This is a genomic window from Labrenzia sp. R5_0 (assembly GCF_017743835.1).
GTDB lineage: Bacteria > Pseudomonadota > Alphaproteobacteria > Rhizobiales > Stappiaceae > Roseibium > Roseibium algicola.
The window spans coordinates 46,059-69,086 of sequence record NZ_JAGHRK010000009.1; the positions used below are offsets into that span (position 1 = coordinate 46,059).

The 23,028-nt window shown below is 58.5% G+C and carries 20 protein-coding genes and 2 pseudogenes; 12 read left to right on the forward strand and 10 right to left on the reverse strand.

All coding sequences use genetic code 11. The features are described 5' to 3' along the window. Positions 1 to 73: 73 nt before the first annotated feature. The 3 genes from J7447_RS29110 to J7447_RS29120 form a co-directional block, all read right to left on the reverse strand. Positions 74 to 1,441, reverse strand: a complete 1,368-nt coding sequence (locus tag J7447_RS29110; RefSeq protein WP_075284035.1) for a copper oxidase — start codon at positions 1,439 to 1,441, stop codon at positions 74 to 76. Between the two features lie 26 nt (positions 1,442 to 1,467). Next, the gene (locus J7447_RS29115; protein ID WP_209171647.1) at positions 1,468 to 2,979 is read right to left on the reverse strand and encodes a TolC family protein; all 1,512 of its coding nucleotides are present in this window, start codon (positions 2,977 to 2,979) and stop codon (positions 1,468 to 1,470) included. Positions 2,980 to 3,292: 313 nt separating this feature from the next. Continuing rightward, positions 3,293 to 3,457, reverse strand: a complete 165-nt coding sequence (locus tag J7447_RS29120; RefSeq protein WP_209171648.1) for a hypothetical protein — start codon at positions 3,455 to 3,457, stop codon at positions 3,293 to 3,295. A gap of 587 nt (positions 3,458 to 4,044) precedes the next feature. Here J7447_RS29120 and J7447_RS29125 point away from each other — a divergent pair. The 6 genes from J7447_RS29125 (at position 4,045) to J7447_RS29150 (ending at position 12,480) form a co-directional block, all read left to right on the forward strand. After that, positions 4,045 to 4,731, forward strand: a complete 687-nt coding sequence (locus J7447_RS29125) for a hypothetical protein (RefSeq protein ID WP_209171649.1) — start codon at positions 4,045 to 4,047, stop codon at positions 4,729 to 4,731. A gap of 778 nt (positions 4,732 to 5,509) precedes the next feature. After that, the gene (locus J7447_RS29130; RefSeq protein ID WP_209171650.1) at positions 5,510 to 6,070 is read left to right on the forward strand and encodes an EF-hand domain-containing protein; all 561 of its coding nucleotides are present in this window, start codon (positions 5,510 to 5,512) and stop codon (positions 6,068 to 6,070) included. A 206-nt stretch (positions 6,071 to 6,276) separates the two neighbouring features. Next, positions 6,277 to 7,662 carry an MBL fold metallo-hydrolase gene (locus J7447_RS29135; RefSeq protein ID WP_209171651.1) on the forward strand — a complete coding sequence of 462 codons (1,386 nt, stop codon included), beginning with the start codon at positions 6,277 to 6,279 and terminating at the stop codon, positions 7,660 to 7,662. Next, the gene (locus J7447_RS29140) at positions 7,659 to 9,167 is read left to right on the forward strand and encodes a thymidine phosphorylase family protein (protein WP_209171652.1); all 1,509 of its coding nucleotides are present in this window, start codon (positions 7,659 to 7,661) and stop codon (positions 9,165 to 9,167) included. Before J7447_RS29135 ends, J7447_RS29140 begins: the two co-directional genes overlap by 4 nt. Further along, entirely contained in the window at positions 9,164 to 10,114 is a 951-nt protein-coding gene (locus J7447_RS29145; RefSeq protein WP_209171653.1) for a ribose-phosphate diphosphokinase, read from the forward strand. Before J7447_RS29140 ends, J7447_RS29145 begins: the two co-directional genes overlap by 4 nt. Positions 10,115 to 10,173: 59 nt before the next feature. Next, complete coding sequence (locus J7447_RS29150) at positions 10,174 to 12,480, forward strand: copper-translocating P-type ATPase (protein ID WP_286189698.1); 2,307 nt, start codon at positions 10,174 to 10,176, stop codon at positions 12,478 to 12,480. Positions 12,481 to 12,652: 172 nt separating this feature from the next. Here J7447_RS29150 and J7447_RS29155 read toward each other — a convergent pair whose 3' ends face one another. Then, complete coding sequence (locus J7447_RS29155) at positions 12,653 to 13,498, reverse strand: VTT domain-containing protein (protein WP_286189699.1); 846 nt, start codon at positions 13,496 to 13,498, stop codon at positions 12,653 to 12,655. Positions 13,499 to 13,654: 156 nt separating this feature from the next. Then, on the reverse strand, positions 13,655 to 14,503 hold the full coding sequence (locus J7447_RS29160; RefSeq protein ID WP_075284777.1) for a sterol desaturase family protein: 849 nt from the start codon (positions 14,501 to 14,503) through the stop codon (positions 13,655 to 13,657). 99 nt (positions 14,504 to 14,602) lie between these two features. Between J7447_RS29160 and J7447_RS29165 the strand changes: the two genes are divergently transcribed. The 4 genes and pseudogenes from J7447_RS29165 to J7447_RS29180 all read left to right on the forward strand — a co-directional run. Beyond that, on the forward strand, positions 14,603 to 15,262 hold the full coding sequence (locus tag J7447_RS29165; RefSeq protein ID WP_075284778.1) for a metalloregulator ArsR/SmtB family transcription factor: 660 nt from the start codon (positions 14,603 to 14,605) through the stop codon (positions 15,260 to 15,262). A 414-nt stretch (positions 15,263 to 15,676) separates the two neighbouring features. Continuing rightward, positions 15,677 to 16,033 (forward strand): transposase, encoded by a 357-nt coding sequence (locus tag J7447_RS29170; RefSeq protein WP_083660868.1) that lies wholly within the window; start codon positions 15,677 to 15,679, stop codon positions 16,031 to 16,033. After that, complete coding sequence (gene tnpB / locus J7447_RS29175; RefSeq protein WP_075284779.1) at positions 16,030 to 16,383, forward strand: IS66 family insertion sequence element accessory protein TnpB; 354 nt, start codon at positions 16,030 to 16,032, stop codon at positions 16,381 to 16,383. Before J7447_RS29170 ends, tnpB begins: the two co-directional genes overlap by 4 nt. A 54-nt stretch (positions 16,384 to 16,437) precedes the next feature. Next, positions 16,438 to 17,304 (forward strand): annotated as a pseudogene (locus tag J7447_RS29180) (IS66 family transposase); the annotation flags it as partial. Positions 17,305 to 17,369: 65 nt separating this feature from the next. Here the strand turns inward: J7447_RS29180 and J7447_RS29185 are convergent. After that, a protein-coding gene (locus tag J7447_RS29185) for an IS3 family transposase (protein WP_209171656.1) occupies positions 17,370 to 18,499 on the reverse strand; the annotation gives its coding sequence in 2 pieces (ribosomal slippage) (positions 17,370 to 18,238 and positions 18,238 to 18,499; 1,131 coding nt in all). Between the two features lie 69 nt (positions 18,500 to 18,568). Between J7447_RS29185 and J7447_RS29190 the strand changes: the two are divergent. Continuing rightward, positions 18,569 to 19,264 (forward strand): annotated as a pseudogene (locus J7447_RS29190) (IS66 family transposase); the annotation flags it as partial. A 50-nt stretch (positions 19,265 to 19,314) separates the two neighbouring features. Here the strand turns inward: J7447_RS29190 and J7447_RS29195 are convergent. Next, positions 19,315 to 19,605 carry a hypothetical protein gene (locus J7447_RS29195; protein WP_209171657.1) on the reverse strand — a complete coding sequence of 97 codons (291 nt, stop codon included), beginning with the start codon at positions 19,603 to 19,605 and terminating at the stop codon, positions 19,315 to 19,317. 271 nt (positions 19,606 to 19,876) lie between these two features. Here J7447_RS29195 and J7447_RS29200 point away from each other — a divergent pair, with 271 nt between their 5' ends. Continuing rightward, positions 19,877 to 20,206 carry a YnfA family protein gene (locus J7447_RS29200; RefSeq protein ID WP_075284782.1) on the forward strand — a complete coding sequence of 110 codons (330 nt, stop codon included), beginning with the start codon at positions 19,877 to 19,879 and terminating at the stop codon, positions 20,204 to 20,206. Between the two features lie 10 nt (positions 20,207 to 20,216). Here the strand turns inward: J7447_RS29200 and J7447_RS29205 are convergent, their stop codons facing one another. The 3 genes from J7447_RS29205 to J7447_RS29215 all read right to left on the reverse strand — a co-directional run bounded on the left by J7447_RS29205 (position 20,217) and on the right by J7447_RS29215 (position 22,967). Further along, positions 20,217 to 21,248, reverse strand: coding sequence for an MFS transporter (locus J7447_RS29205; protein ID WP_209171658.1), 1,032 nt, complete (start codon positions 21,246 to 21,248; stop codon positions 20,217 to 20,219). A 212-nt stretch (positions 21,249 to 21,460) separates the two neighbouring features. Continuing rightward, complete coding sequence (locus tag J7447_RS29210; protein ID WP_209171659.1) at positions 21,461 to 22,129, reverse strand: cytochrome c biogenesis protein CcdA; 669 nt, start codon at positions 22,127 to 22,129, stop codon at positions 21,461 to 21,463. A 502-nt stretch (positions 22,130 to 22,631) separates the two neighbouring features. Beyond that, positions 22,632 to 22,967 (reverse strand): cytochrome b/b6 domain-containing protein, encoded by a 336-nt coding sequence (locus J7447_RS29215; RefSeq protein WP_228873479.1) that lies wholly within the window; start codon positions 22,965 to 22,967, stop codon positions 22,632 to 22,634. Positions 22,968 to 23,028: the final 61 nt, after the last annotated feature.

Consider the following 23,028-nt stretch of genomic DNA (forward strand, 5'->3'; position numbering starts at 1 on the left):
TTTCTCAGGTTTGTTTCAGACGAGACTTCGAGGCGTCGCCATATCTGGCAAACTTCCAGTTGGCTAAAGGTCTTCATCCGCGGTCGCTTACGATTGAGTTTGCCGGATTGAGTTGGGTGTCAGGACTTTCTGCCTTTGCGTGTTCCGGTAGGGCGCCGGTCCATTCCCAGGCCTCGGTGCCCGGAGGGTTCTCGTACCAGCCGGGATCGCTGTAATCGCCGGCGGAAATTCCCTCGCGAACCTTCACCACCGAGAACATCCCGCCCATTTCAAGCGGGCCATGCGGTCCCCACCCGGCCATCATCGGCACGGTGTTGTCGGGGATCGGCATGGCCATTTCCGCCATTTCCGCCATGCCGTTGGTGCCCATGGGCATATATTCAGGCTGGACCAGACGGATCTTGTGGGTGAGCGCGGACTTGTCCGCCCCGATGAAGGTCGGAACGTCATGGCCCATGGCATTCATCGTGTGGTGCGACTTGTGGCAGTGGATCGCCCAGTCGCCCAGATGCACGGCATCGAACTCATAGGCACGCATCGCTCCAACCGGGATGTCGATTGAGACTTCCGGCCAACGGGCTTCCGGGCGCACCCAACCGCCGTCGGTGCAGGTGACCTCAAAGTCGTAACCATGCATGTGAATCGGGTGGTTGGTCATGGTGAGATTGCCAACACGCACCCGCACCCGGTCATTCTTTGACACGACCAGCGGATCGATGTCAGGGAAGATCCGACTGTTCCAGGTCCACAGATTGAAGTCGGTCATGGTCATGACCTTTGGCACATAGGACCCCGGGTCGATATCAAACGCGTTGAGCATGATCAGGAAATCGCGGTCCACCGGCATGAAGGACGGGTCCTTCGGATGCACGATGAAAAACCCCATCATGCCCATGGCCATCTGGACCATCTCGTCGGCATGGGGATGGTACATGAAGGTGCCGGATTTCACGAGATCGAACTCGTAGACGAAGGTCTTTCCTGGCGGGATGCCGGGATGGGACAGACCACCGACGCCATCCATGCCCGATGGCAGAATGAGACCGTGCCAGTGCACCGATGTGTGCTCGGGCAGCTTGTTGGTCACATAGATCCGGACCCGGTCTCCCTCGATCGCCTCTATGGTCGGGCCGATTGACTGGCCGTTGTAGCCCCAGAGATAGGCCGTCATCCCCTCCGCCAGTTCACGCTCCACAGGTTCTGCAACCAGATGGAACTCCTTCACGCCGTTGTTCATTCGGAAGGGCAGCGTCCAACCGTTCAGGGTAACCACGGGATTGTAAGGCACTCCCGTGTCTGGTGCCTTAGGCGCCTGTGTCGACGGGCCGTCCATGAGGGCGGCTTCCGGCAGCCCCATGTTGGATGTCTTCGCCCAGGCGGCGGTGGAAACGAGCGCGGCTCCGCCGGCGCCCGCTCCAAGAAGTTGACGTCTGTTCATCATCGTCATCGTCCTTTCGTGTGGCCCCATCAGTGTCCGCCCCCTTCCGCAGATGCGGTTCTCATCGGCTCGGAGCCTTCAGTACCCCCGCCCATTCCACCGCCAAAGGTAGCTGCCGCAAGGTCGGCGTCGGCGAGCCAGAAGTTCTTGCGCGCGTTGACGGCAAGAAGCTGGGTGTCGACACGCGCTCTGGTGTCCGCAAGCAGATCGAAGGTGTTGGTGATCATGCCGTTGTAGGTCAGCAGACCTTCTTCCTCGACCGCCTTGCGCAGAGGCAGCACCGCATCGCGATAGTGGCGGGCGATCTCGTGTGAGGATTTGAAGGCAGTGTAAGCCGACCTTGCTTCGGACCGGATATTCACGGCCTTCTCGGCAAGCTTGTTGGCCGCCTGCATGTAGGCGTATTCCGCCTTGCGCTGTCTCGCCTTACCGCTATCGAAGATCGGGATGGCAAATTCCAGCTCGATCTGGGGCGTGACGATGGTCTTGGACTTGGACTTTTCCTCCAGTTCGCCGCCTTCGAGTTCATACTCGGTCTCGACTTCCCTCTCTGCCTCAACGCCCGCGATCAATTCCAGATCTGTGACGTATCTGGTTGCTTCCGTCAGGCGGTAGCTTTTGGCAACGGCCTCGAGCTCAAGCTTCGCGACCTGGAGATCGATCCGGTTTCGGAGTGCATCGGCCTCGATCGACGGATTGCCGCGCGGCGCCTTCGGCAGACCCGGCAAGCTGTCGGGCACGAAATACTGCACGTCCTGTCCCCACAGCCCCATCAGGCGCGTCAGCCGTTCCTTTGCAAGGGTCGCAGCCAGGCGTGCTTCGGCCTTCTGGCCGGTCAGTTCGGAATAGAAGGCATGTTCACGTGCCTGCCCAGCCTTGGGCATTGCCCCGGTCTCGCCCAGTTTCTGTGCAAGCTGCGATGCCGCATCCGCCGCAACCTGCGCCTGATTGAGGTAGGCAACTGTCTCGAAGGCAGCGACGGCATCTATCCAGGCCCGCCTGGTTTCACCCGCAAGCGAAAGCGTATCGCCGATCGCGACTGCCTGAGCCTGACGGAACCTGGTATCTGCGATGTCGACCCGCTGCTTCTGTGTCGCAAGCGACAAGAGGTTGGCCGCAATCGTGCTTTCGATTGTGCGCAGCCCGCCGATCTCCGGATGAGCGAGACCGAGGAACCCGACGGAAACGACCGGGTTCTCCAGCATCGTCTCCTGCCAGGCCTCCGCGGCGCTCATGCCAAGGGCCGCATAGGAAGCCTGAAGGCCGCGATTGTTTAGTAGCGCGACCTGAACGGCGGTATCCGCGCTGATCGTCTTCTTGTGCACTAGGGTACGGACCCTGTCAGAGACGGCCTTCGCCTGATCCGCATTCTGGATCCAGACGGTTTCCTTGTTGCGTGATCGTAAGGAGGTGCCGGAAGACACTTGCTGAAATCCCGGCTGCTGTTCGGAATAGGAGGCAATCTGCTCCGGGGAAACACATCCGGCCAGCACGCTCGCAGTTAAGGCAAAAAGAACTGCTTTGGCAGCCGAAGTCCTCATAAACCACCTCCCCGGCCGGGAGCCTGGTCGTCATTAAGTTTGCGCCAGGAGCCCGGATCGACCGGACCGCGCGCAGTGTAACCTTCGGTCACAGAAGACGGATATAGGGCATGAATGGCAGTGCCCGGATCTTCCGGGCCGGAGCCGGCGGAAAGGCTCGGCAAGGATGCCGTCGATGCGCAACCCCCGACCAATAGCGGCGAGAGCGCTGCAATAACGCTTAGCTTCATAGAAACTCACTGATCTCGATTGTCTGAACGTCGCCGCGGCGATCGCGGCGCACGATTTGTCCGGACAAAACTCCGGATCGAGATCAGTGTTTGGGAGGATGCTCCAGGCGATGTCCGCTCGCATCCGTCAGCGAACCGATCATCGGCAGATAGGCGGGAAGACCCTTCCAGCCCGGGGAAACGGGGCTATGCAGGATAACAAGGTCTGCAACGCATGATGCCGGACAGCACGCATGCGAGGACGTCATTCCGTTCTTCTTTGCCTTTGCGGCAGGACAATCAGGTATCGCGCCCTGCGTGTCGCCAGAACCAAGCTCCTGATGCAGGTCTTGGAAAGCCTGTCCGGCTGCACCCGTCACAATCTGCACCCCTTCTACAGAAGCATGTGCTCTCGCCCCAGGAATGAAAGTTCCGAGGAGAAATATGCTCGCGATGAGGATTTGAAGCAGGTTGCGCAAAGGTCACCTAACTGGGGAACGTAATTTCTCTATCGGGCACCATGCAACGCAGCAAGTGAATTCTCCGTGATACCCGCATTTGTCCAGCACATTTGTGAACGCACCATATGAGGCTTGAGATCCCGGTTTCCAAGACCCTTGATCGATCAAGCACAAAAAATACTCGCGACGAGACGAGGTGCTCCCAAACAGGTCACTTCGATAGCTTTCCGTTTCTATTTCTTAGATATGTTTCAATATATTTGTCGAGGCGGGGAAATCTGATCATGGAATGGAACGCTTCAGAATTGTCTTATTGTGCCAGGAATGATAATCTTGGTTTTCGAATATAAGCATATTTCTAGAAATGAGTGGGCACATAACGCGGAGAACTTCTCATGCCGGTTATAATTTATGCTCCCACGGCTCAAAGTGAGCGAAATCTCAAGCAAATACTGAGCAGACTCTTTTCAAACTGCATTCAATATCAGGATCTTCGAGACAATCACCAGCACCTGGCCACCCTGACGAGGCCACCGCACTTCGACGTCAAGATCCAGGGCATTCTGCGCCTCTTCGAGTTCAACAATCCCCAGCAGCATTTCGCGAGCGTTGTCGCTTCGGTCGCAAACGCAATTCAGGAATTCCATTGGGAAGCTCATGCTGACAAGGTCGGCGACATATTGCAGGCTATCGATTCAAGCTCTGAAGTTCTTGTCTACCTGAACGGAAGCAATTTTTCGGTGACACGTTTCAGACCGCATCCCCACCCCCACATGCGCACCCGTGGCCTGCTTATCGCGACGGGGCCTGGCCTGCCCATGGGCGGAATTGTGCGCGTCGGGGCAGGCAACGAGCTCTATTCCCGACTTTACGGCCATGCGGGACGGCAACTGATGCGCGCGGGCGACGAAGCCCTGGTCAACGGGATCGTTAATCTCGGGGTAAATGTCGCGGCCGGAATGGTGCTCGCCCGATTGCTGGGGGCAGCGGGACTTATCTCGCAAGCCGACGCTGGTGCTCTCTGGCGTGGTTTCAGCCTGCTGAGGCAATCTGGTGCCGCTGCGACTGCCGGGCGACGGTGAAAAGCAAAAACAGAGGTTTCGTTCAAGGGGGCGTTCTTTGATGAGGGGCCTCACCCGAGTTTGCTCGGTTTGACTTGTATCAAGGAACTTCCCGTCGCATCTGATTTAATACTCTCGGAAGGAGAGTGTCCGTGCGCCATACGTTTTCATCCCCCCTGTTTCACATGATTGTCCGGGCCCTGGTGCTGGTCATTCTTGTGTTCTCAACAGGCGTTGGTGGAATGGCGCATGCGCACGCCGCCTCAATCGCCACACCATTGCACTCGGATATGTTGTCGAATTCCGATAAGGCCGGAACGACCTCAGGCATGAGCGATCACATAAGTGCAGTTGGCCATTGCCCGGGCCTTGCAGGCATCTGCTTTGCAATTGCGTCCAACTCGACAGATCTTCCGAGTTTGCCAAGTTCCAGCCACGCCTGGGTTGGAATGGAGCCGCGTGGAGCACTATCCGCGGCTGTCTCTGGGTTGTTGCGACCACCACAGAGCCGGTAGCCAGCGCCGCCAGTGTGAACGAACCAGCTTCTCTGTCTTTCGCTGGTTGAGCGCACAGGGTCGAGCCTCGGGTAAACCATCGCACGAGCCTAATAGAAATCGGCCGTGCGGCGCGCCCATCAGATGAAACTCAACAAACGTCAAAATGGTGGATTCAAGCCAGTAAAGGCAGTCGTCCCGGACAGCCAAAGTTGGAGCCAATGGCACCCAGGCTTGGCGATCGGGATCGACCCACCTTTGGTTTGCTCATCACCTGTACAGCAAAACTGAACTGGACCTCTCTCATGAAAATTTTTCCGACGATTGCTACCGCGATGATCCTCTCAATAGCCACGCCGGGTCTTGCTCTTGCCGACAGCGAACACGGGCACGGAGCTTCGGAACAGAGTGCGGAAGAAACAGGACCTATGGGCGGTCAGGCCGGCATGATGCAGAATATGATGCGCATGATGATGCAGATGCACGGCCAGATGATGGAGAACAATATGCAAGGCCAGGGGGGTGGAAACCCCATGGCAATGATGGACGGCAAGATGATGCGCATGATGATGGGTGGCGACATGATGGGTGCGCCCGGCGCCGGTGAGGGCAGGACCAATATGCTGTCCCGGCTCAAGGAGTTTGATGCCGACGGTGACGGGACCTTGTCTCTGAGTGAATTCGAGACCCTGCACGCGGCAATGATCCGCGACACCACGGTGGACCGTTTCCAGCATCTCGACGCCGATGGCGATGGAAAGATAACCGAGGCCGAGATGGCCGCTCCGGCACGCAGAATGAAAATGCGGGGAATGACGCCGGGATCGCAAGGGATGATGAACAGGCAGGCACCCTCTGAAGACTGACGAGACTCGAAGTGCCGGCCCGGGATGCCAGCTCCCGGGCCTACTGACCGTGCAAATCGGAGAGAACCCGGGCATCTGCGCCGCAAATCCCGGTTTCTGCGTCAATTCAAGCGATGACATTTCTGCAGCCCCTGCCTGGTTGCCAGGCCTGCAGTGCTCTTCATGGGCGTTTTATTCAAAACGCTCGCTAGGGAAGGAATAACAGCATGACCCGGACGGCACCCCATACCCTTCGGTTTCTCGGTGCGGCAGGCACTGTCACCGGTTCGCGCTACCTGATTGAAGCTGGATCCCGTCGCATCCTGGTGGATTGTGGCCTGTTCCAGGGCTTCAAGAACCTGCGCGCCCGCAACCGCAAGCCCTTTCCCACACGACCGAAGGGCATAGACACCGTACTTTTGACCCACGCACATCTTGACCATAGTGGCTATCTTCCTGCGCTTATCCGATCCGGTTATTCCGGAAGGGTTTTATGCACCGCCGCGACCGCCGAACTATGTGGCCTGATATTGCCCGACAGTGGACATCTTCAGGAAGAAGAAGCTCGCCATGCCAAGCGGAACGGATATTCAAGGCACAAAAATCCGACGCCTCTTTACACCTTGAAGGACGCAGAAGCAGCGCTCAAACACCTCGATACCGTAGATTTCGACCGCCGTGTCGATCTCGGAGGCGGGGTCGCAGCAACGTTCATCCCGGCCGGTCACCTTCAGGGTGCAGCTCAGATCAGGCTCGAAACAGGAAACAAAGTCGTTCATTTCAGCGGGGATCTTGGTCACGATCCCGATCCGCTGATGCGGCCACCCATCCCCTTTGAGGGGGCGGATGTTCTTGTCTGCGAATCCACCTACGGCAATCGAAAGCATCCGGATATCGATCCGGAGGCGGAACTTGCCCCTATCTTGAAACGCACCTTCGCACGAGGCGGTACTGTTCTAATCCCGTCGTTCGCGGTAGGCCGGGCACAAGGACTGATGTATCACATTGCCCGGTTGATAAAGCATGGCGAGATCCCGCCCGTGCCCGTCTTTCTCAACAGCCCGATGTCAATCGATGCGACCGAGATTTATCATCGGCATCACGATGAGCATCATGTTCCATGGGCCGAATGCGTGGACATGTATCGCCTGGCTCAGCGGGTGCAAACGGTTGAGCAATCGAAAGAGTTGAACACCCGCCAGGGCCCGATGATCATCATCTCGGCGTCCGGAATGCTCACGGGAGGCCGCATCCTCCATCATCTTATCAGCTTTGGTCCTGATCGCCGCAATACCATTCTCCTGTCCGGGTTTCAGGCGGGCGGCACACGTGGTTCAGCCTTGGCCGAAGGAGCCAGAACCTTGCGAATTTTTGGACGCGAGTTTCCGATCAAAGCCGAGGTCGTTCAGTTGCAAAGCTTCTCCGGCCATGCTGACGCAGACGAGATTCTGCGCTGGATGCGCGGAGCGTCACGGTCACCGGCAATGACATATGTCACGCACGGCGAGCCATCCGCGTCTGACACGCTGCGCGGCAGAATTGAACATGAGCTCGGTTGGCCGGCGCGCGCTCCCGAACATCTCGACATCATCAATCTGGACAAGCCGCGATGACCGACACGCTTGCTCTTGTCCCCTCCGGTATAGACACCTATCGCCAGCCGGTGATCTACATGACCGAAGATTGCCATGTCTGCCGCTCGGAAGGCTTTGCAGCTCAGACCCGCGTCAGGCTCGACTTGCGCGGTCGCTGGATCATCGCAACGCTGAATGTTGTGAAGCGCGGCGAATGGCTGGAAGCAAATACAGCGGCGCTTTCGATTTCGGCATGGCAGGCAATTGGCGCCGAGCCCGGAGATCGCGGGCGTTTCTCGCATCCGGAACCACCGGCGTCAGCTTCTCTGATCCGGGCCAAGGCGTATGGTGATCGGTTATCCGAGGGAGATTTTACAGCGATTGTAGGCGACACGCTCGATAACCGGCTGTCGGAGATTGAATTGGCGGCGTTCCTAACCGCATGTACCGGAGATCGACTCGACGAAGCTGAGACGGTGGCCCTAACCCGGGCGATGCTGGCCGCAGGGACGCGTCTCGATTGGGGAATGCAGACGGTCCTTGACAAGCACTGTGTCGGAGGGCTGCCCGGCAATCGCACAACGCCCATCGTTGTGGCGATTGTCGCCGCCGCAGGCGGTTTGATACCCAAAACATCGAGCCGTGCGATCACGTCTCCCGCCGGCACGGCCGACACCATGGAAGTCATGACACCTGTCAATCTGGACGCCGCGGAATTGCGCAAGGTGGTCGAGGCTGAAGGTGGCTGCGTCGTCTGGGGCGGTGCATTGAACTTAAGTCCGGCCGACGATCATTTCATCCGCATAGAACGGCCTCTTGATCTCGATTCAACGGGGCAGTTGGTGGCCAGTATCCTGTCGAAAAAGGCAGCCGTCGGATCGAGCGACGTCCTGATCGACATGCCTGTCGGACCCACCGCCAAGGTCCGATCCAGAGAAGCCGCGGTTGCACTTGGCAATCGGCTCAGGGAAGCGGGACGCCAGATCGGATTGAAAGTTGTGCTACACATCAGCGATGGAACCGCACCCGTCGGACGGGGTATCGGTCCGGCACTCGAAGCGGCAGATGTGCTGTCGGTGTTGCGACGCCGCAGCGATGCACCGGCCGATCTGCGTGCTCGGGCAATTGACCTGGCAGGAGAACTGCTCCAACTCGGCGGACTTGCTGACGAAGGCTCGGGACGCGCCTGTGCGGAAGCCCTGATCGAAAGCGGCGAGGCGGAGGCGAAGTTCCTGGCAATTTGCAATGCCCAGGGCGGATTTCGCGAACCCTCCGTGGCTCGGCAACGGCTGGAAGTCCTTGCGAGCCGCACCGGAGTCCTCACCACTGTGGACAACCGGGTCATCGCCCGTATTGCGAAGCTCGCTGGTGCACCGCGCCAGAAAAACGCCGGTGTGAGGCTTAATGTGCATCCGGGAGCGCTTGTGCAACGTGGTCAACCCCTCTTCGAGATTCATGCCGAGACTTCAGGGGAGCTCGAATATGCCCATGCCTATGCACAGGCACACGTTGACGTGATGAAGATCGGTGAGATCGCGTCATGATCTTGATCCCGTTCCCGGAAATGACTGCATTGGCGCATGACATCGGCGGCAGCATGGGGGCGCAGGTCCGGCAGCTCGGTTTGCACCGGTTTCCCGATGGCGAAAGCCTGGTGACTTTGCCGGACGGGCTGGACGGTGCCGATGTAGGTTTCGTCGCAACTTTGCGCGATCCGGACCACTTGGCGCTTCCACTGCGCTTTGCCGCGGCAACAGCGCGCGAGATGGGTGCTTGCCGCGTCGGCCTCATAGCTCCCTATCTCGGATACATGCGGCAGGACAAAAGTTTTTTGCCCGGACAGGCAGTGAGCGCTCCGCTGTTTGCGGACTTCCTTTGCCAGAGTTTCGATTGGCTCTTGACCGTCGACCCTCACCTCCACCGGATCGCGCGGCTGGAGGATATCTTCCGGGTTCCGGCAATGCGGGTTGCGACGGCCCGATCGATCGCAACATGGATTTCCCGGGAAGTTCCCGATGCGATCCTGCTTGGGCCCGACAGCGAAAGCAGGCAATGGGTTGCTGAAGTTGCAGGGATGGCCGGACGTCCCTTCGAGGTACTGCAGAAGAGCCGGAGCGGCGACAGGCTGGTAGAGGTTAGCGTGCCTGACGGCGTCGACCTTCGTTACGGAACGCCGGTCATTCTCGACGATATCGCTTCTTCTGGCCGCACGATGGTTCGGGTGGTCGAACGCGTTCTTGCTGCAGGCGCGAGGCCACCGGTCTGTATCCTCATTCATGCGGTCTTTGCCGGAAGCGCCTACAACGAGATACGATCCGCTGGCGCTGCGAGGATCGTTTCGACTGACAGCATTCCGCACGAAAGTAACGCTATCCATCTCGGAGAGATGATCGGCCAAGCCGTCTCTGCTTTTCTGGCGACCCCACCTCTTCGCGACGCTGCAAGTGGTACTGGCAATCCTGCACCAACATGGACTGGACCAAAAAAATGAACGAAGCAGAAGGCTCCCATAAAGAAACGTCTGCAAACGGCGTTGCATACACATGTCCAATGCATCCGGAAGTCAGGCAAGACAAACCGGGCAATTGCCCTAAGTGCGGAATGCACCTTGTCCCGGAAAAAGAAGTCCACGCCCAGTCCGGCCATGGTCACGGTCACGGCCACCATGCTCATGCTCATCAAGATCACGCAGCTGCGGCGGACAAAAGGTACGACACGGTTCCTTCCGGATACGATGGACCGGTCTACACATGTCCCATGCATGCACAGGTGCGTCGGATCGAACCGGGGTCCTGTCCCATTTGCGGCATGGGACTTGAACTCGAAAACGCAGCGATGGCTGCTGAAGGGCCAAATCCGGAACTTGTCGACTTCACTCACCGGTTCTGGGTTGGAACAGCACTGACCGTCCCTTTGCTTGTCTTGACGATGGGTCCCTATCTCGGGCTGTCCGGCGTGCGCGGGATATTCGGTGAACGCCCGACGCTCTGGATTGAACTGGTGCTTGGTACTCCCGTGGTCCTTTGGTGCGGCTGGCCATTTCTGACAAGGGGCTGGAACTCGTTTCGAAGCATGAACCTCAACATGTTCTCGCTGATCGGAATGGGCGTGATGTCGGCCTGGACATTCAGTGTCGTAGCCGTGCTCGCCCCGGACATTTTCCCGGCAGGATTTCGCGATCCGGAGGGGCATGTCGGCGTCTATTTCGAAGCGGCAGCGGTGATCGTTACCCTTGTGCTTCTGGGCCAGGTGATGGAATTGCGCGCGCGTGAGGGAACCGGCGAGGCAATCCGCGCGCTCCTGGATCTCGCTGCCAAGACGGCCCGGATCGTTCGGGAGGACGGCACCGAGGAAGAAATCCCGCTCGACGACGTTCAGGTCGGCGACCGGCTCAGGGTCAGGCCCGGCGACAAGGTGCCGGTCGACGGAGTGGTCCTCGACGGCCGGTCGTCGGTTGACGAAAGCATGATCACCGGCGAACCGGTTCCAGTCGAAAAAGTCGCAGGCGAGTCCGTAACCGGAGCAACGATCAACGGGACAGGATCCCTGGTGATTGAAGCACGAAGGGTCGGTGCGGACACGATGCTGAGCCAGATCGTCGAAATGGTTGCCAATGCACAACGTTCACGCGCCCCGATACAGAAATACGCCGACAAGATTGCCGGTTTTTTTGTGCCGGCGGTAATCGGCGTTGCCCTGTTGGCCTTCGTCGGCTGGGCCGTCTGGGGGCCGTCACCGGCGCTCTCCTATGCCCTCATCGCCGCGGTCGCGGTCCTGATCATAGCGTGTCCCTGTGCGCTTGGGCTTGCAACGCCGATGTCGATCATGACCGCCACCGGGCGCGGCGCGCAGGCAGGCGTTCTGATTAAGAACGCCGAAGCTCTGGAGCGTTTTGAAAAAGTAGGGACGCTCATCGTCGACAAGACCGGTACCTTGACCGAGGGCAAGCCACGCCTCATTGGCGTGTTTGCAGAGCCCGGTCACGACGAAAGCGAAGTGCTGCGACTTGCGGCCACTCTGGAAAAAGGATCCGAGCACCCGCTGGCCGAGGCCATTGTCGACGGTGCGGAGGAACGCGGTGTCAAACTGGGCTCAGCCGGGGAATTCGAGGCGGTGACCGGCAAGGGTGTCAAGGGCACCGTCGACGGCAGACCCGTTGCGCTCGGGAACATCAAGCTTGTCCAGGATCTCGGGCTTCAGGCCGATGATCTGACCAACCGAGCAAACGAACGGCGTGACGCGGGAGAAACGGTCATGTTCGTGGTTGTCGAAGGCAAGATCGCCGGCCTGGTCAGCGTAGCCGACCCTGTGAAGGAAACGACGCCGGCAGCTCTCAAGGCGCTTCACGAACTGGGGTTCCGCATCATCATGGCGACCGGCGACAACGAACGGACCGCGAGAGCGGTTGCGGCTCGGCTGGGAATAGATGAGATCCGTGCGGACGTGCTGCCCGAGGACAAGGCCTCGATCATCAAGGAACTGCAAGGTCAGGGAGAGAAGGTCGCGATGGCCGGCGATGGCGTCAACGATGCTCCTGCGCTCGCCCAGGCGGATGTCGGGATCGCGATGGGCACTGGTGCCGATGTGGCGATCGAGAGTGCGGGGATCACGCTGGTAAAGGGCAATCTCGACGGGATTGTCCGCGCCCGTCGATTGGCGCGCGCGACAATGGGCAACATACGCCAGAACCTGTTCTTCGCGCTCATCTACAACGCCGCCGGTGTGCCTGTTGCGGCGGGTGTCTTGTACCCGGTCTTCGGTATCCTGATCAGTCCGATGTTCGCGGCATTTGCAATGAGTGCCTCATCGATCTCTGTGGTGCTGAATTCGCTGCGGTTACGCGGCGCCAAAATCTGACAGGGCAATCTACGTCTGAAACGAAAGGACACGGCATGATGGAAGGCTATGGCATGGGCTTCGGTGGGATCTGGATGATCCTCATCCTGGTACTGCTGGTTCTCGCAATCGCCGCGCTGGTGAAATATCTTCGCAAATAGGGACTAAAGTGTGCAGGAGATCTTGAATTACTTCAAATCGGGTCTGTTCTGCTGGCATCGCCGTTGCAGACCGCTCTGCCGTCCCGGTTCCATTTCTCCATACCACCGCGCAGAACGCTGACATCGCGGAATCCGGCGTCACCGAGCTTGGCCGCTGCGGTCGAGGAGCGCTTGTCACTCTTGCAGACAAGAACGACAGATCGACCCCGGAGTTCCCTTAACTCGCTCAAACGATCGGGCAAATCGCCAAACGGAATGTTCAGAGCGGTTTCGATGTGGCCGAGCGGACCGGTGAACTCATCGGGCGAGCGCACGTCGATAACGGTGACCCCGCTTTCTCTAGGGCGATCGGTCACCGCGTCCGTCTCCACCCAGCTGACTGCCGCGCAGCCACGCAAGCGGCGAACCAGACGAGGCAGGAAGACGATGGCCGCGAGCAGACCGAGGGCCATCAGGCCGTAGCGTATCGCCGAAACGTCGCCGGAAAGGGCCTTACGTCCAGCGTGCCCGAACCAGGTATATGCGATGGCACCCGGCGCCATGCAGACAAGGGACGTCACAACATAGGCCAGGAACCGGATGCGTGTGAGACCAAGGGCGTAGTTGGTGAGGTTGAAGGGGAACAGCGGCACGAGGCGCACGAAGGCGACGAACCGCCAGCCCTCGGCTTCCACTCCCTCTGTCAGCCGCTTCATTCGCCCGCCGGTCCTGGCCGTCACCCAATCGCTGGCGACATAGCGGGCGATGAGAAAGGCAAGGCTTGCACCAATAGTCGCGCCCAAAAGATTGAGCACCGTGCCCCAGACAGGTCCGAACAGCGCCCCCCCCCGCCAATGCGAACAGGGTCCCCGGCACGAAGGCGACCGTTCCAACGGCATAAAGACCGAGAAAGGCAAGAGGCGTCCAGAACCCGAGCCCGGAAAGCCAGGCGTCGAGTGCTTCCAGGTTCAACCGGTCGCGCAGCAAGGCTGCCCAAAAGGTTGCTGTGAGAATACCCAGGAGCAGGAGGACGCGTGGAAGCAGACGACGGGCGTTCACTGCTTGTCTCCGTTTCGCTCGCGGTTGATTGGATAATTGCTGGCGCGGCCGATCAGTGGCTGGATCAGCATCCGGTCGAGCCACAGGTCTCGCCGGGTTCGGAATTGTTCGATGCCGATGGTCATGGCCTCGTGACCTTCACGGGGCTGCGGCCGATAGGTCCCGAGCAGACGATCCCACCAGGGCAGGTTGAAGCCGAAATTGCTGTTCGTCTCGCTCGGATGGATCGAGTGATGAACCCGGTGCATGTCCGGCGTCACCACGACAAGCCGCAGGATACGGTCGATCCCGGCCGGAATTCGGACATTTGAATGGTTGAACATCGCGGTGGCATTCAAAAGCACTTCGAAGACAAGCACAGCAACCGCAGGCGGGCCAAGGGCCACGACGACGGCGAGCTTGATGGCCATCGACAGCAGGATTTCTACCGGGTGAAAGCGCAGACCGGTGGTCACGTCGAATTCCAGATCCGCATGATGCATGCGGTGCAACCGCCAGAGAGCCGGAACGGCATGGAACATCACGTGCTGGAGATAGATCGCAAGGTCGAGCGCCAGCATCGATACGATGAAGGCGACCCAGGCATGCGTTTCGAAGGCATTGAACAGCCCCCAGCCACGCTCTTCGGCGATGACGGCGAGTGCGACCGCCACTATGGGAAACGTGAGACGCACCAACAGCGTGTCTACGATGACGATGCCGAGATTGTTGCTCCAGCGCAGCAAACGCGGAATCTCCCTGCGTCTGCGCGGCGCCGCCACCTCCCAGAGCGCCATCGCCAAAAGGATGCCGAGAAAGAATCTCAGGCGGATCAGCGGTTCGTTCGCCAGCAGTAAGTCGGTCATTGGGAGCCGTTCGTCGGTCGTCAAGAAGCCTTGCCATGACCTCTTGCACAGATTACATTCAACTAATCACTTGAATGATATAATGTCGGTAACCGGACAATGTCAATCGGCCCTAAACAAGCGCTCTATTCAGAATTCGCCGCAGTCGCCCGCGCCCTCGGGAGTCCGCACCGCCTCGAGGTTCTCGAACATCTTGGGCAAGGCGAACGCAGCGTGGACGCGCTGGCCGAGCGTGTTAGGCTCACCATCGCCAACACGTCGCAGCATTTGCAGCAATTGAGGCGAGCCGGACTGGTCGCCTCAAGACGGGACGGCAAGTATGTGCTCTATCGGCTTGCGGATGACGGTGTGCTCGACCTGATGGCAGCTCTTTCCGGCGTCGCGGAGCGCAATCTCGCCGAAGTCGAAAAGATCCGGCGGAGTTATTTCGACGATCGCGACAGCATGGAAGCGGTCACGCGCGAGGAACTTTTGGCCAAAACGCGAGACGGTCGGGTTACAGTGCTCGATGTCCGTCCACCGGACGAATTCGCAACCTCCCACGTGCCGGGAGCCGTCAATATTCCCTTGAACGAGCTGGAAGCGCGGCTCGCTGAACTCGATCCGGATACCGAGATCGTTGCGTATTGCCGCGGTCCATGGTGCGTACTCTCTTTTGAAGCAGTGGCGGCATTGCGCGCCCGTGGCTTCAATATACGGCGTCTGGAGGATGGTTTGCCCGAGTGGCGGGCGGCGGGTCTGCCGGTCGAAGCAAATTGATTGCAACTTTTCTGCACACTGTCGGAACAACTATCCGACTGACAAGGGCCCTGATTATGATCGAGGGACCCGCGAGGCAGATCGCAGCTCCAGTCACATCCCAATGATCGATTCGAACTTTTCCAGCGACCAAATGCGAAGCCAAGCTGCTTGGGGATGTGAATTCGCCCGCCCCCGCCAGAACTGACCTCTTTATTGAGACCAGCAAGACTGATTGCTAACAGCGGATGGGCAAGCTTAATTGTTAGGGAAACGGTTTCCGCAATTTCACAAACATCGTAAGCGGCGGCTGGACCCCACCTATTCGCTTCCGTCGTGATGCTGGAATCCATACCCATTGTTGATTTGGGAATGGAGGAAGGGTTGGGAGTCCATAGATCGCTCCATATGGAGTCCATTTGCGGATATGAGATTTTGGTCGGCCCCGCAGGGAAGCGGCACTGGCCGGATGAAGTGAAGGGTCAGCTTGTCGCGGAGACCTATGTGCCCGGTGTGACCGTGAACGAGGTCGCCCGGCGTGTGGGCATGAAGCCCAACCATCTTTCGTCGTGGCGACGTTTGGCGCGGGAGGGCAAACTTGTGGTGCCGGATCTTCCGGGAGCCAAGTTTGTACCGGCCGTTCTGGAGCCGACCCCGACGTCCGTTGAAGAGGATGCGAAGCCGCTGGCGGCGGTGGAGATCATTCACGGCGGAACCACAATCCGCTTGGATGCTTCCGCGAGCCCGGACAGGATTGCCGGAATTGTGCGCGCCCTTGAGCGTGGATCATGATTTTCCCCTCGAACCGGGTGCGTATCCTGGTGGCAACAAAGCCGGTCGATTTCAGAAAAGGACATGATGGTCTAAGCGCTCTGGTCCAGACCGTGTTGCGCAAGGACCCGTTCACCGGCACGGTTTTTGTGTTCCGGTCCAGGCGAGCCGACCGGCTCAAATTGCTTTATTGGGACGGGTCCGGTCTTGTGATGGCCTACAAGCGGCTGGAAGATACGACCTTCACCTGGCCCGTCATCAGGGATGGCACCATGTCGCTGAACCATGCTCAGTTCGAGGCGCTGTTCTCGGGTCTGGACTGGCGCAAGGTGAAGGCATTGGAGGCTCGGTCTCCGGCTGCGGCTGAATGAATCAGGTGCCGGAAATGGCGGGCATCCGGAGCGGTCCCGGGCTATTCTCGGCCCATGCCTTCCACTGTCGCCATCGATCTTTCCGCGATCCCCGCCGACCAGCGTGATGCTGTCGCCGCGCTCCTGCGCGAAAGGGATGCGCTCAAGGAGATCAACAGGCGCCTGGAGCATCTGGTCGCGGAGTTGAACCACGCGGTTCACGGCAAAAGGTCGGAGAAGCTCAGCGAAGACGAACGGCAGCTGGCTTTCGAAGACCTCGAGACAGCCATCGCCGAGGTTGAGGAAAGCCAGGACACGCAGCTCTCCTCTAAAGGCAAAACCCGCCGTCCGGCCCGTCGCAATAGGGGCTACCTGCCGAAGGACCTTCCCCGCATCGAGCGTTTGATCGAGCCTGACAGTCTTGAGTGTCCCTGCGGTTGCGGGGTGATGCACAAGATTGGCGAGGATCGCACGGAGCGGCTCGACATCGTGCCCGCACAGCTGCGCGTGATCGTCACCGTCCGCCCCAAATACGCCTGCCGCGCCTGTACCGACGGCGTCACTCAGATGCTGGCGCCGGCGCATCTCATCGAAGGCGGTCTGCCGACGGAAGGCGCCATTGCGCATGTTCTGGTTGCCAAGTACGCGGACCATTTGCCCTTGCACCGGCAAAGCCAGATCCTTGCCCGGTCGGGCATCGATATCCATCGCAGCACGCTGGCGGATTGGGTCGGCACCGCCGCGTTCCACCTCGCCCCGGTGATCAACCGGCTGGCAGAGCATCTGAAGGTGTCGACCAAGCTGTTCATGGACGAGACCACGGCGCCGGTGCTGGATCCGGGCCGCGGCAAGACGAAAACCGGATACCTCTGGGCATTGGCCCGAGACGACCGGGCCTGGGGCGGGGACGATCCACCCGGCGTGGTCTTCTTCTATGCGCCTGACTGAAGTGGTCCTGGTTTTCCGGACAGGTCAGCGGCTTGTTTAAGGTGTATCCAAGTTGGTTTTCATGCCGCCAATTTCAGGTTTCTGTCAGCCCAATATGCCTCCCTCGGGGTTTTGTGCTCAAGGGCTGAATGAGGCCGTTCGGTGTTGTAAAATTTCATCCAGTTTCGAATGACACCGTGCGCCTTGAAGCCGTCGGTCAGGTCTTCGAGATAAACCGCTTCCTGCTTCAAGGATCGCCACAGCCGTTCGATGAAGATGTTGTCCATGCACCGGCCACGCCCGTCCATCGAGATGCGTATGCCAGCTTCGGTCAGCGTGGTGATCCAGGCCGATCCAGTGAACTGAGATCCCTGATCGGTATTCATGATTTCAGGCGGTCCGAAGCGGGCGATGGCCTCGTTCAAGGCTTCAACGCAGAAGTCGGCGTGCATCGTATTCGACAGCCGCCAGCTCAGGACTTTCCGCGTCGCCCAATCCATAATCGCAACCAGATACAGAAAACCGTGCTTCACGGGGATGAAGGTGATGTCCGAACACCAGACCTGGTTCGGCCGGCCGATCGTCATGCCCCGCAGCAAATAGGGATAAACCTTGTGCTGCGGATGCGGTTGGCTGGTTCTCGGCCGTTTGTAGATCGCTTCCAGTCCCATCTTCGCCATCAGACGGCGAACCCGATGGCGGCCGACCACGATACCGTCGCGGCGCAGATAGGCAGCAATCTGTCGGCTTCCGAAGAACGGGTATTTGGTGAAGGCTCGGTCGATGGCCTTCATCAATTCCAGCGTTGCCGCGCTGACTCCGACTGGCATGTAGTAGAACGCCGCACGGCTCAGCTTCACCAATTTGCATTGTTGACTGATGCTCAGATCCGGATGGTCCCGGCGGATCATCGCCTTCTTCTTTGCCGGGCTCACTTCTTGAGCCCTTGCGCTAAAAAATCGTTCTCGACGCTCAGCCTCCCGATCTTGGCGTGCAATTCCTTGACCTCCGCTTCCGTCGGCCCCTCGGATTTGCCTCCACGGGCGAACACATCCGCCATGCCTTCGACAGCCTGACGTTTCCACGTGCTCACCTGGTTCGGATGTACCTGATACTTGGCTGCGATCTCCTGGATCGTCTTGTCACCGCGCAATGCCTCAAGCGCGACCTTCGCTTTAAACGCATCCGAAAAATTCCGGCGTTTCGCCATTCTCGTATCCCTTCAGATCAATGGGATACACCTTAGCAACCTGTCCGGATTTCCGGGACCACTTCAGACCGCCGCGGAGAAAACGCGGAGAAAATCCTTCGTGGCTTCGACGGGGTCCTGCAACTCGACGGCTACCAGGGCTACAACTGCCTGACGCGCCCGTCCCGCAAGGGTGGCGATCCGATCCGCGTGGCCCATTGCTGGGCGCACGCACGGCGGAAACTGAAGGAGGTGTTCGATAGAGACGGCTCCGAGATCGCCGCCGAAGGCTTGCGCCGGATCGCCGACTTCTACAGGGTCGAGGCCGATATCCGCGGAACGGCGCCCGGGCAGCGGCTCTCGGCAAGGCAGGCCCGCACCGCGCCTCTGGTCGCCGCCTTCGGACAATGGCTGCAAGAGCAACGCCGCCGGGTCTCCGCCAAGTCCCGCCTCGGCGAGAAGCTTGCCTACATCCATCGTCACTGGGACGGTTTGCAGACCTTCCTCCACGACGGCCGTGTCGAGATCGATAGCAACAGTGTCGAGAATTTGATCCGGCCAATTGCCCTGAACAGGAAAAATGCATTGTTCGCCGGCCATGACGAGGGCGGCCGCACCTGGGGCCGCATCGCATCCCTCATCGAGACCGCGAAGATCAACAACGTCGAGCCCTTCGCCTATCTCAAGGCGACCCTCGAAGCTATTGCTGGCGGCCATCCGAAAAGCCGGATCGACGAACTCCTGCCATGGAATTTTCCAGCCCTACATAGCACTCCTTACCCGTGATCGAGTTGGTAAGCTGCGGACACGCCATTGGCCGAGCATCAAAGCCAAGGCTATACGATAATGGGTAAAGTCAAGACCACTCCAACAGGCGTTGCCATACCGAAAAGGATGAATGACGCTATGGATGCAGCAGCCCAAAGCAGCCAAAACAAACGGAATTTCCCCGACGCCAGCCCCACAGTGCAGAGTGCTAGGTTAAGAAGGAAAATTGTCAGGCCGATATAAAATCCATTGATGCCCGACATTCTCAAAACTTGAGGAACCATTCCTAGAAGAATGGAGGTTGCTATCAAAACTGGCGCGCGCTCTGCGAGGCGCTGGATATCAAAGCCTTTGATCATAGCCCTTTCCCTTGGTGAAATACTTAGCGGCGTGTGAGGGCAGAAATCTTCACTGGAAAACGTTTATCTCCGATGCTGGCGCATGGCTGCCGCGTCCACGACGCTGCAAAGAACAAAATCGACTATATACGAGTTCGGTCAACGTGTGAGCGGCACACCCCTTACCAAACATCACGCACCAGTAGGCTGAAAATCATGCAAGTGTGTGACAAAGACACTTAATCAAGAGCCAGGGTCCGATCTTCATTCTTCGAAACGAGGGCTATCAAGAATGCAAACTTTCACGGCATATGTCGGCGCAGCCGTTTTTGAAATAGCAGGATGTTTTGCATTTTGGGCTTGGCTGCGGCTCGACAAATCAATCTGGTGGATCGTTCCGGGTCTCGCCGCGCTGAGTCTATTTGCATATTTGCTCACGTTGGTAAATAGCGCGGCCGCAGGTCGTGCCTATGCGGCCTATGGAGGTATCTACATTGCGAGTTCACTCATATGGCTCTGGCTGGTCGAGGGCGTCTATCCTGACCGCTGGGATCTCTTAGGTGCAACCATCTGTATCGTCGGGGCTGCGATTATAATTGCCGCGCCTCACTCACGCGTTTGATCGGGCTGCTTTATCGAGATCGAATTCCTGCATTCAATCTGAATAACAACGCCGCCTGGAGCAATGCCGACGCGGCAGAAATCACGAACACTGTTTCAAGCCCTGAAACGGCCACGATCACGCCGCCAATCATAGGCAGAATGAACGCAGGCGCCGTCAGCGCATTGAAATATCCGCTATAGGCGGGGCGACGTTGATCGGGTGAAATCTCCATCAAGAGACCGATCACTGCGATCGTCAATCCGTTGGCGAGGGCGCCGAGGCAAAAGAACATCGCTGATAGGAGCGCAAGCGCGCTTTCGGTCGCTGCGGCGATAGTCAAGAGCCCCACCATCGCAAATGGCGGTAGTAATCTGGCGATGGCGATCCCGCGCATTAGGCTGATCTTGCCAAAGCGGTCTCCCCACCAGCCCCACAGCGGATTGGCAGCAATTCCGCCGGCGGTTTGCGCTGCCAGGAGCATTGCAACATTCTGCAGTCCTGCGCCTGTCTTTCCGGCTGCAACGATATAGAACGGTGCCGCCATCAGGACTGCAGCTCCCGCCCACTGGGCGAACACGAAGCGGCGGAATACCGGATCATCGCGAAAGACCGTCAGTCCTTCCCGCAGATAAGAACCGAAACTCGTACCGGTATTGACGGGTGTGGACCGCGGAGGCTCTCCCATACTGACGAAGACGATGGACGACACGAGCATCAGGCAAGCGGCGACGCCGAGCACAGCCGCGTAGGAGACTGGCACCGGTAGCGTGCGTATGAGCTGATCGGCTACTGCGGCGACACCAATTGCGGCGATCCCGCCGCCGAAAAACCGCAAAGCCAACAGTCGGCTGCGTAGTCCGGAAGGAACCGACCGGGCGACAATATCGTTGTATGGAACACCGACGATGCCGCTGAGGACGGCATAAATTGTCCAAAGCGTCATCGTTGCGATGCCGAGGACTTCGAACCCCCATTCGGCAACGGCACCGGTCCAGAGCACCACCGAGAGCGCAGCGATGGCAGCGGTGCGGCCGAAGGCACCGACGACATAAAAGGGCATCAAGGCCCCGCCTTTTCCCGCAAGGTATCCAACGAAGAGCTGCGGCAATAGCCAGCCGCAGCGAAGGATGGCCGGGACAGCACCGACCGCGACAGCGCTCCCCGTCAGTTGAAAGACCAGGGCTGACATCACTGTGGAGCTGTCAACCGCGGACGATCCCGCCTGGAAAGCGGCTCCGGCACCGGCCACATGCCAAAATCTTCGGCGCGGCGTCACCTTCCGCTCCAGTCCACAGGATCGACAAAAAGGCCGAACCATATCGACCAAATGCCAAGCAGGACGAATACTAGGCCGAGAAACCAGCGCCGTGCCCTCAACCAGTCCGCCATCCGGGAAAGAAAACCCGCAGATCGTGGCCAAACGGTCAGCGGCAGAAGCGGCAAAGACAGGGCCAGAGCAAAAGTACCCATCAGCACTACGCCAGAGACAGGGGAACCGGTGAGTGCCACTGTTCCAATAAGAGCGAATAGGATCGGCGCCGCACATGCAGGAATGTTCAAACCAAAGGCGAGCCCCTGCAGGAGTGGATTTCCGGCAATTCGCCAGCGCTCCGGAGCGACCTCGAACTTTCGGCGCAAAATCCGGCCAAAGCCTGCAATCATGAACAGACCCAGGGCCAGGTAAAGGATCCCAAACACCAGCCAGAAGCCGGTCTGAACCCCGATCAACATTTGGCCCAACATGACAATAGCCCCGCCAAATCCGGCCATGACGATAACGCGTGCAAGAATGAAGGTACTTACTGCCGCCAGTCGATATTCAGACGGATTTTGTAATTGCCGGTTTACGAATATGAGGTGCGCACCGATCGTGCAGGGTTCGATAAAACCCAGCAGTCCAAGACCAAATGCCAGACTGAATGTTTGAAAGGTCAGGTCCAACGCGGTTTCCAATCAGGTTCATTGCCGTTTATACAGCTTCTACCTGCTGGAAGCTCAAGATGACCCGAATTCTGACAGTTGGCCCGGTCATTTTCATTAGTTGAGGGTGTGCCTCAGAGCACGAACCTCAGCCAGTTTTTTCAAATCTTAGCCGACCCAAATTGAAAAAATAGAACTGATAAAGTCGGGTGCCCGGTGTTCGGTCCAACCAAGCGCAGGTTCTTTAGCGGGTCTTTTTCCGACGCAAGTATTGACCGGATGTTGAAGTAGAACTGCAGCGTATTCTCCGAATTGCCATGGCGAGCCTGGTATCTCGACACCCTTCTTCGTGATTGTAGGCGTCAGTGCTTTGCCGACATATTAAGTCATCATACGATGGGAATGCTGCCTAGCCGACACTGCAAATAAGAAACCACGTTTGAAGCGTGACTTTTCGAAACGGATGCCAACCAGGTAGCATCGAAAATAAATCAAACTTGGACAGTTAACTTGAGATATTTTCCTACCGTTCTGCTCGCCTCGGGACCATTTTCCCGACAACCCCGTCGCGGCGGACAAGATGAATTGCAACGGCGAGGACATGCAGGTTCACCAGGGTCAGTGTCAGGTTCCAGAGCATTTGGTGGAACGGGACCACCCCTTTCCAGAGATAGGACGAGACAAAGCCGGTCGCCGCCTGACCGAGAACGGAAAGATAGAGAGCCCGATGCACCGTTGACGCTGCCTTCGTTTGCCAGGATCGGTGCCCGGCGTCACCCTGTTGAGGGTTCAGAAACCTTAGTCCGAGACGGACTGTTATGAGCAACCCTATGACTATGACGGCATATTTATGAGCCATATTTGTCAGCAAGTCTGTCTTCGACGGCGGCAGGAAGGGATCCTTACATCCATGCAAAGAC

What these genes read in the sequence shown, in the direction of transcription:
- J7447_RS29110 (WP_075284035.1), bottom strand. Translation starts at nt 1,441, where the DNA reads ATGATGAACAGACGTCAACTTCTTGGAGCGGGCGCCGGCGGAGCCGCG.
- J7447_RS29115 (WP_209171647.1), bottom strand. Translation starts at nt 2,979, where the DNA reads ATGAGGACTTCGGCTGCCAAAGCAGTTCTTTTTGCCTTAACTGCGAGC.
- J7447_RS29120 (WP_209171648.1), bottom strand. Translation starts at nt 3,457, where the DNA reads ATGACGTCCTCGCATGCGTGCTGTCCGGCATCATGCGTTGCAGACCTT.
- J7447_RS29125 (WP_209171649.1), top strand. Translation starts at nt 4,045, where the DNA reads ATGCCGGTTATAATTTATGCTCCCACGGCTCAAAGTGAGCGAAATCTC.
- J7447_RS29130 (WP_209171650.1), top strand. Translation starts at nt 5,510, where the DNA reads ATGAAAATTTTTCCGACGATTGCTACCGCGATGATCCTCTCAATAGCC.
- J7447_RS29135 (WP_209171651.1), top strand. Translation starts at nt 6,277, where the DNA reads ATGACCCGGACGGCACCCCATACCCTTCGGTTTCTCGGTGCGGCAGGC.
- J7447_RS29140 (WP_209171652.1), top strand. Translation starts at nt 7,659, where the DNA reads ATGACCGACACGCTTGCTCTTGTCCCCTCCGGTATAGACACCTATCGC.
- J7447_RS29145 (WP_209171653.1), top strand. Translation starts at nt 9,164, where the DNA reads ATGATCTTGATCCCGTTCCCGGAAATGACTGCATTGGCGCATGACATC.
- J7447_RS29150 (WP_286189698.1), top strand. Translation starts at nt 10,174, where the DNA reads ATGCATCCGGAAGTCAGGCAAGACAAACCGGGCAATTGCCCTAAGTGC.
- J7447_RS29155 (WP_286189699.1), bottom strand. Translation starts at nt 13,498, where the DNA reads ATGCCGTTGGAACGGTCGCCTTCGTGCCGGGGACCCTGTTCGCATTGG.
- J7447_RS29160 (WP_075284777.1), bottom strand. Translation starts at nt 14,503, where the DNA reads ATGACCGACTTACTGCTGGCGAACGAACCGCTGATCCGCCTGAGATTC.
- J7447_RS29165 (WP_075284778.1), top strand. Translation starts at nt 14,603, where the DNA reads ATGTCAATCGGCCCTAAACAAGCGCTCTATTCAGAATTCGCCGCAGTC.
- tnpB (WP_075284779.1), top strand. Translation starts at nt 16,030, where the DNA reads ATGATTTTCCCCTCGAACCGGGTGCGTATCCTGGTGGCAACAAAGCCG.
- J7447_RS29195 (WP_209171657.1), bottom strand. Translation starts at nt 19,605, where the DNA reads ATGATCAAAGGCTTTGATATCCAGCGCCTCGCAGAGCGCGCGCCAGTT.
- J7447_RS29200 (WP_075284782.1), top strand. Translation starts at nt 19,877, where the DNA reads ATGCAAACTTTCACGGCATATGTCGGCGCAGCCGTTTTTGAAATAGCA.
- J7447_RS29205 (WP_209171658.1), bottom strand. Translation starts at nt 21,248, where the DNA reads ATGCCCTTTTATGTCGTCGGTGCCTTCGGCCGCACCGCTGCCATCGCT.
- J7447_RS29215 (WP_228873479.1), bottom strand. Translation starts at nt 22,967, where the DNA reads ATGGCTCATAAATATGCCGTCATAGTCATAGGGTTGCTCATAACAGTC.